Below are 7,003 nucleotides of genomic sequence, written 5' to 3'. Positions count from 1 at the left end.
TCTGCGTGCTGGTCGCCTCGCTGCTGGAGTGCTTCGTGGTGCTGCCCGCCCACTTGCGCAATGCCTTCGTGCCGAGTCGGACGATGCGGCGTCACCCTTTGACACGGCCGCGTGAGCGCTTCGAGGCGGCCTTCGACCGCTTTCGCGAGGGGCCCTTTCGGCGCTTCTCGGCGCTGACCCTGCGCCACCGCGCCGCTACCCTGGCCACCGCAGCCGCGGTGGTGCTCTTTACCGTGGGCCTGCTGGCCGGCGGGCGGCTGGCGTTCAACTTCTTTCCCACCCCCGAGCCCAATGTGCTCTACGCCAATGCCAGCTTTGTGGCGGGTACCGACAGCGAGCATGTCGATGACCTGCTGGCGCGCATGCAGCAAGCGCTGGAAGAGACCGAACAGGCGCTGGGAGGCAGTCTGGTGCAGCATGCCGTGACCCGCCATGGCGCGACACTGGCCGGCGGCAGGCAGGCCCGCAGCGGCGACAACGTCGGATCGATCATGGTGGAGCTCACCGCCTCCGATGACCGTGACGTGCGCAATGCCGACTTCATCCGCGCCTGGCGCTCGCGCATCGTCGAGCCGGCGGGGCTGGAGAACCTGACCATCAACGAGCGTTCGGCCGGTCCGCCGGGCAAGGATGTGAATATCCGTCTGACCGGCGAGGAGGCCGGCGCCCTCAAGACTGCCGCCGAGTCGCTTTCCCGCTCGCTGCGCGAGCTCCCCGGGGTGCTGGATACCGAGGACGACATGCCCTGGGGACGCGAACAGCTGATCTACCGCGTCAACGCTCAGGGCAAGGCCCTGGGACTGACCACCGCCGACCTCGGCCGGCAGCTCCGCGATGCCTTCGACGGTCGGCTGGTGCAGATCTACCAGGATGGTGCCGACGAGATCGAGGTGAGAGTGATGCTGCCTCGGACACAGCGCGAGCGGTTGTCGACCCTGTCGCGGCTTGCCGTGCGGGTACCCGACGGCCGCTTCGTGCCGCTCGACCAGGTCATGGCCCTGGACCGTCGTCAGGGGTTCGAGGCGCTGCGCCATGCCGATGGCCGCCTGGCCGTGGAGGTCACCGCCGAACTCGATACCGAGACGACCTCGGCCGAACGTGTTCTCGATGCCGTTGCCGCGGAGGTGCTTCCAGACCTGGCCAGCACCCATCGCCTGCGCTACAGCTTCGAGGGACGCGCCGCCGACCAGCGCGAGACCTTTGCTGACATGCGTACCGGGCTGATGATCGGCCTTGGGCTGATGTACGTGGTGCTGGCCTGGGTGTTTGCCTCCTGGAGCCTGCCGTTGATCGTCATGGCAATCATCCCGCTGGCGCTGGTCGGGGCCCTGCTGGGGCACTGGATGCTGGGCCTGAACCTGACCATGCTCTCGCTGTTCGGTCTCTTCGGTCTCTCGGGCATCGTGGTCAACAACGCCATCATCCTGGTGGCCTTCTATCGCCAGCAGCGGCACAAGGGGCTGGCCATCGAAGCGGCGCTCAACGAGGCGGCAGTGCAGCGCGTGCGTGCCGTGCTGCTCACCTCGCTGACCACCATCGGCGGGCTCCTGCCGCTGCTCTTCGAGACGTCATTGCAGGCACAGTTCCTGATTCCCATGGCGGTCTCCATCGCCTTTGGCCTGGCCTTTTCGACGCTGCTGGTGCTCGCCGTGATTCCGGTGCTGCTCAGCTACCTGGAACGACTGCTCAAGCGCCTCGGCCGGAGCGAGGACATGACGAATGAGCAGCGAGCATGAGCCTGCCGTCCGGCGCCACCGGGACTAGACTTCCAGGGTAGGTCTCGATGCTTTTTTTCTGGAGGTGCCTATCATGACGACGCCCCTTGCCTGTGTTCGTGAGCTCGCCCTTCGGCTGGACGGTCGCGAAAGCGATCATGACGCGCTGCTGGAACAGGTCGCCGAGCGTCCCTTCGTGCTGCTCGGCGAGGCCTCCCACGGGACGGCCGAGTTCTACCGCCTGCGTGCCGAGATCAGCCGGCGACTGATCGTGGAGAAGGGCTTCGAGGCCGTGCTGGTCGAGGCTGACTGGCCTGATGCCCTGCGTCTCGACCGCTATGTGCGTGGCGGAAGCGAGGACTCCCTGGACGTGGCCTTCGAGGACTTCGAGCGTTTCCCCCACTGGATGTGGTGCAACCATGAGGTGCGTGATTTCATCGCCTGGCTGCGTCAGCATAACGCCCGTCAGCCTCTGGCGAACAAGATCGGCTTCCGCGGCATGGATCTCTACAGCCTGCACCGTTCGGCCGAGGCGGTGATCGACTACCTCGAGCGCGTCGACCCCGCGCAGGCCGAGATCGCCCGCCGAGGTTACGCCTGTCTCGATCACCGCGGTGATCCCTTCCACTACGGGCGTAACGTGGCCTTCGGCTTGAGCCCCTCCTGCGAGCGCGCGGCTGTAGGCTTGCAGGTAAGGCTGATGGAACGGGCCGCCGACTATCTCAAGTCAGACGGCCGTCGGGCCGTCGATGAGCAGTTCTTTGCCGAGCAGAACGCCCGGGTGGTGGTCAATGCCGAGGCCTACTATCGGGCCATGTTCGGGGCCCGGGTGGACACCTGGAACCTGCGCGACGAGCACATGACCGAGACCCTGGCCGAACTGCATGACCACCTGCGGCGGCAGGGAGGAATTGGCAAGGTGGTGGTGTGGGCCCACAACTCCCATCTGGGTGACGCCCGTGCCACCGAGATGGGATGGCGCCAGGGACAACACAACGTCGGTCAGCTGGCGCGGCAGCGCTTCGGTGCCGAGCGGGTGATGCTGGTGGGCTTCACCACCCATACCGGCCATGTTACGGCCGCCCGCGACTGGGATGGTCCTGCCGAGCATCGCTGGGTACGTCCTTCGCTCGAGGGCAGCGTCGAGCGGCTCTTCCATAGCAGCGGGCTCGATCGCTTCTATCTGCCGCTCTCGTCGGCGCGGGCCGAGCCGCTCACGGAAAGTCTGCTGGAGCGGGCGATCGGCGTGATCTATCGCCCCGAGACGGAGCGGGGCAGCCACTACTTCCAGGTCTGCCTGACGGAGCAGTTCGATGCGCTCTATCACCTGGACGAGACCACGGCCGTCGAGCCGCTGGAGCCGGGGTCAAGTTGGCAGCGTGAGGCTATTCCCGACACCTATCCCTTCGGGGTGTGAGATGCGCTTCTGGCGGGGAGTGAGGACTTCATCGGCGGGAACTCGTCGGCAGTCAGCGTCTCGCGCTCGAGCAGCAGGGCGGCGCCAGTCTCCAGGTCCTGGCGGCGGGCGGCGAGGGTGTCGCGGGCCAGGCTGTAAGCCTCGTCGACCAGCTGGCGCACCGAGAGGTCGATCTCCCGGGCGGTGGCCTCGGCGTAGTCTCGGGGCTGGCTGAGGGCGTACTGCTCCCCGAGAAAGGCCTGGCGGTCCTTCTCGTAGACCACCTGGCCGGCCCCGTCCGCCATGCCAAAGCGAGTCGCCATGTCACGGGCGATCTCGGTGACCTTGGCCAGGTCGTCGGCAGCTCCGGTGGAAATCTCGTCGAAGATCAGCTGCTCGGCGGCGCGGCCGCCCATCAGCACGGCCATGCGGTATTTCAGGTCGCTGGTCGTCTGCAGGAAGCGGTCCTCGGTGGGGCGCTGGATGGTGTAGCCCAGCGCGCCCACGCCGCGGGGGATGATCGAGACCTTGTGCACCGGATCCATGCCCGGCAGGGAGGCGGCCACCAGGGCGTGGCCCATCTCGTGGTGGGCCACCACGGCCCGCTCGTGGTCGTTGAGCAGGCGGCTTTTCTTCTCCAGGCCGGCGACGATACGCTCGATGGCATTGGTGAAATCCTCCATGGCCACCTCCTCGCTGTCCCGGCGGGTAGCCAGCAGCGCGGCCTCGTTGACCAGGTTGGCGAGGTCGGCGCCGGTGAAGCCCGGAGTCAGGGAGGCGAGGTGGTCGAGATCCACGTCGGGGTCCAGGGCGCGGATCTTGCCGATGTGCACGCGCAGGATCTGCAGCCGTCCCTTGCGCTCGGGGCGGTCCACCAGCACCTGGCGGTCGAAGCGGCCGGCGCGCAGCAGGGCGGGGTCGAGGATCTCCGGCCGGTTGGTGGCGGCCAGCAGCACGATGCCCGTGGACGGGTCGAAGCCGTCGAGCTCGGACAGCAGCTGGTTGAGTGTCTGCTCCTTCTCGTCCTGGCCGCTCATGCCTCCCGGACCGCGGGCCCGGCCCAGGGCATCCAGCTCGTCGATGAAGATGATGCACGGCTTGGCCTTGCCGGCCTGCTCGAAGAGGTCACGGACCCGCGAGGCGCCGACACCGACGAACATCTCGACGAACTCCGAACCCGAGATGGAGAAGAAGGGCACCCCGGCCTCGCCCGCCACGGCCCGGGCCAGCAGGGTCTTGCCGGTACCGGGCGGGCCGACGAGCAGGATGCCCTTGGGGATATGGGCGCCGAGCCGGCCATAGCGCTCGGGGTCGCGCAGGAAGGCCACCACCTCCTGGAGCTCGTTCTTGGCCTCGTCGACCCCGGCGACATCCTCGAAGGTCACCTTGGTGGAGGTCTCCACGTAGACCTTGGCCTTGGACTTGCCGATGGACATCATCCCGCCGACGCCGCCACCCCCGGTCATCCGGCGGATCAGCAGAGACCAGATGGCGAACAGCAGCACCAGCGGCAGAAACCACGACAGCAGGATGGTCAGAAAGGGGCTCTTCGAGCTGCCGTTGAAGGTCACGTCGTGGCGTGCCAGCTGGTCGGCCAGGTCGGGCGCGACGCGATTGGTGGTGAAAGCGGTGCGCCCGTCGGGTTGGGGCGCGGTGAAGGTGCCGGTGAGACGGTCGTCGCTGACCTGCACCTCGGCGATCCGTCCTTCCTCAAGCAACCGGGTGAACTCCGAGTACGGGAGGGGTTCGGTAGTCTGCCAGGTGCGGTAGACGTTCTGGAACGTCAGGAAGAGTATCATGGCGATGATGAGGTAGATCACGTTGAAGCGGTGATGGGGTTCCATGCCGGTTCCTCGTCCTGTGGCTGCCGGAGGACATCGCTATGCCCCGGTGATGGCCTTCAGTGTAGGCCACCCCCGCCAGGCAGCATGTCCCCTGGACCGGCATGCCCTTGAAGTCGGGCGTCGGTCGCCGCACCTAATCGGTAGCAGCATCGACAACGAGAAGGAAATCCCATGAGCACCGCGACATTGCCCAATCCGGGCCTCGGTACCTTCCGCCTCAAGGGTGACACCCTGAAGCGGGTGATCCACGATGCCCTGGCTGCAGAATCGTACGGTGGTCGATCACTGCCTGGCGCGTGGCGTGGTGGCCATCCCGTCCTCCACCCGTTGTGAGCACCTGGCGGCCAACCTGGCCGCCCTCGACACCCTGGGCGAGGGCGAGCTCGAGGCGATCGCCAGGCTGGATCGCGGCGATCGCATCGCCGACCCGGACTTCGCCCCGGCGTGGGACTGATCCCGGTCGACACCCTGACCTTCGAGAGGAGATGACATGGCTTCCACTGTAATGATCACAGGCGCCAACCGCGGCGTCGGACTGGCGCTGGCGCGTCACTATCACCAAGCGGGTTGGCGGGTGATCGGCGTCTGCCGCCACGCCTCCGATGAACTCGCCGAAGTGGCCGATCGGGTCATCGACGGCATCGACGTCTCCCGGGAGACGGATGTCGGCCGTCTCACCGAAGCACTTGCCGATCAGCCGCTGGATCTGCTGATCAACAATGCCGGCATGATGCACGACGAAACGCTGGGTGAGCTCGATTTCGACGCCATCCGGGCGCAGATGGAGGTCAATGCCTATGCCCCGCTGCGGGTGACCGAGGCGCTGCTGCCGCGTCTCGGCGAGGGTGCCAAGGTCGCCAACATCACCAGTCGCATGGGCTCCATCGCCGACAACGACTCCGGCGGGCGTTATGGCTACCGCGCCTCCAAGGCGGCGCTGAACGCCTTCGGCAAGTCGCTGGCGGTGGACCTGGCGCCCCGCGGCATCGCCGTGGCCCAGCTCCATCCGGGCTACGTGCAGACCCGCATGGTCAACTTCGGTGGCCTGATCCCCCCGGAGGAGGCTGCCGCGGGCATCGCCGCGCGCATCGAGGCGCTGACGCTTTCGACCAGCGGTGGCTTCTGGCACAGCAACGGTGAGACCCTGCCCTGGTAAGTGCCACAACGGCCCGCCACGGCGGGCTCGTTTCCGATGATCAGCGGCGGAGATTGCCGATGGGTCCGCGTCGCTGCAGACGTACGAACTGTCGGCACATCGGGCACTGGCCGTTCCCGACAGCTAGACTGACGAGGTACTGCTCGCTAACGTTCCGTCACCGGCTATCGCTTTCCCGCCGGTTGAGAGGTGGGAGATGTCGTCTTCCCTCACCGCCACTGACCTGTCCATGGACAGGCCAGCGTGGCGGGTGACGTCCCGCCGGCATCGCCCGCTCGTGCCCTGGCTGCTGGCGCTGCTGCTGGCCCTTCCCGTGGCCTCGGTCGCCTCGTCGCCGCCCGGTGACGACAACGCCGCGCAGCTGGCAGGGATCGTCCGGGAGCAGAGCGCCTGGCTCGCGGCGAGCACCGAGTACCGTGAACCCGCCCTGCCGGGGGTTCGCTTCGAGAGCCAGGCCGCGCTTCAGCAACGCTGCTTCCCGGCCTTCCCCGACAGGCTCGATGTCCGGGTGAGCGGGGCCTACGATCCCGCGGAGGGCAACATCTACCTGGACGTCGACTTCGACTTCGCGTCACCCGTCGGGCACAGCTACCTGCTCCATGAGCTGGTGCACCATTTCCAGGTCCACAACCGGGAGGACATCGGTCCCCGGGATCGGGGCCCCCTGGAGGGGGAGGCCTATCGGCTGCAGCTGCGCTGGCTGGAGGAGGGGGGAGTCGACGACCCCTGGGGTGCCCTGGGCATCGACGAGAAGACCCTGCGCATCATCGAGCGCAGCACCCGCTAGCCGGCGCCCATGAAGGGCGCCATCGGGCCTTGCGCCGCTGCAGGATGCAGGCCACCGGCCTGTCGCGGTATCATGTCGGCCTATCGCATTCCCATTCGCGTCCCG

6 protein-coding genes are annotated in these 7,003 nt (G+C 67.2%); 5 read left to right on the top strand and 1 reads right to left on the bottom strand.

What is annotated here, in order from left to right:
• Positions 1–1,736: efflux RND transporter permease subunit (locus RI841_RS12935; RefSeq protein WP_310706022.1), on the top strand; the 1,736-nt coding region annotated here is incomplete at its 5' end.
• Positions 1,737–1,809: 73 nt separating this feature from the next.
• Positions 1,810–3,132: an erythromycin esterase family protein gene (locus RI841_RS12930; RefSeq protein WP_310706021.1), complete on the top strand. Its 1,323-nt coding sequence runs from the start codon at positions 1,810–1,812 to the stop codon at positions 3,130–3,132.
• On the opposite strand, the gene ftsH is transcribed toward RI841_RS12930, so the two are convergent.
• Positions 3,114–4,955, bottom strand: coding sequence for an ATP-dependent zinc metalloprotease FtsH (ftsH, locus tag RI841_RS12925; protein WP_310706020.1), 1,842 nt, complete (start codon positions 4,953–4,955; stop codon positions 3,114–3,116). The genes RI841_RS12930 and ftsH overlap by 19 nt on opposite strands.
• A gap of 250 nt (positions 4,956–5,205) precedes the next feature.
• On the opposite strand from ftsH, the gene RI841_RS12920 reads away from it, so the two are divergent.
• The 3 genes from RI841_RS12920 to RI841_RS12910 all read left to right on the top strand — a co-directional run bounded on the left by RI841_RS12920 (position 5,206) and on the right by RI841_RS12910 (position 6,898).
• On the top strand, positions 5,206–5,409 hold the full coding sequence (locus RI841_RS12920) for a hypothetical protein (RefSeq protein ID WP_310706019.1): 204 nt from the start codon (positions 5,206–5,208) through the stop codon (positions 5,407–5,409).
• A gap of 36 nt (positions 5,410–5,445) precedes the next feature.
• Positions 5,446–6,111 (top strand): SDR family oxidoreductase, encoded by a 666-nt coding sequence (locus RI841_RS12915; RefSeq protein ID WP_310706018.1) that lies wholly within the window; start codon positions 5,446–5,448, stop codon positions 6,109–6,111.
• 196 nt (positions 6,112–6,307) lie between these two features.
• Positions 6,308–6,898: a DUF6647 family protein gene (locus tag RI841_RS12910; RefSeq protein ID WP_310706017.1), complete on the top strand. Its 591-nt coding sequence runs from the start codon at positions 6,308–6,310 to the stop codon at positions 6,896–6,898.
• Positions 6,899–7,003 lie beyond the last annotated feature (105 nt).

Source organism: Halomonas sp., assembly GCF_031581305.1.
Classification (GTDB): domain Bacteria; phylum Pseudomonadota; class Gammaproteobacteria; order Pseudomonadales; family Halomonadaceae; genus Halomonas.
This window is presented reverse-complemented; position numbering and strand designations above follow the sequence as displayed.

Excerpts from the sequence above, each read along its gene's own strand:
- RI841_RS12930 (WP_310706021.1), top strand. The coding sequence starts at position 1,810 with ATGACGACGCCCCTTGCCTGTGTTCGTGAGCTCGCCCTTCGGCTGGAC.
- ftsH (WP_310706020.1), bottom strand. The coding sequence starts at position 4,955 with ATGGAACCCCATCACCGCTTCAACGTGATCTACCTCATCATCGCCATG.
- RI841_RS12920 (WP_310706019.1), top strand. The coding sequence starts at position 5,206 with ATGCCCTGGCTGCAGAATCGTACGGTGGTCGATCACTGCCTGGCGCGT.
- RI841_RS12915 (WP_310706018.1), top strand. The coding sequence starts at position 5,446 with ATGGCTTCCACTGTAATGATCACAGGCGCCAACCGCGGCGTCGGACTG.
- RI841_RS12910 (WP_310706017.1), top strand. The coding sequence starts at position 6,308 with ATGTCGTCTTCCCTCACCGCCACTGACCTGTCCATGGACAGGCCAGCG.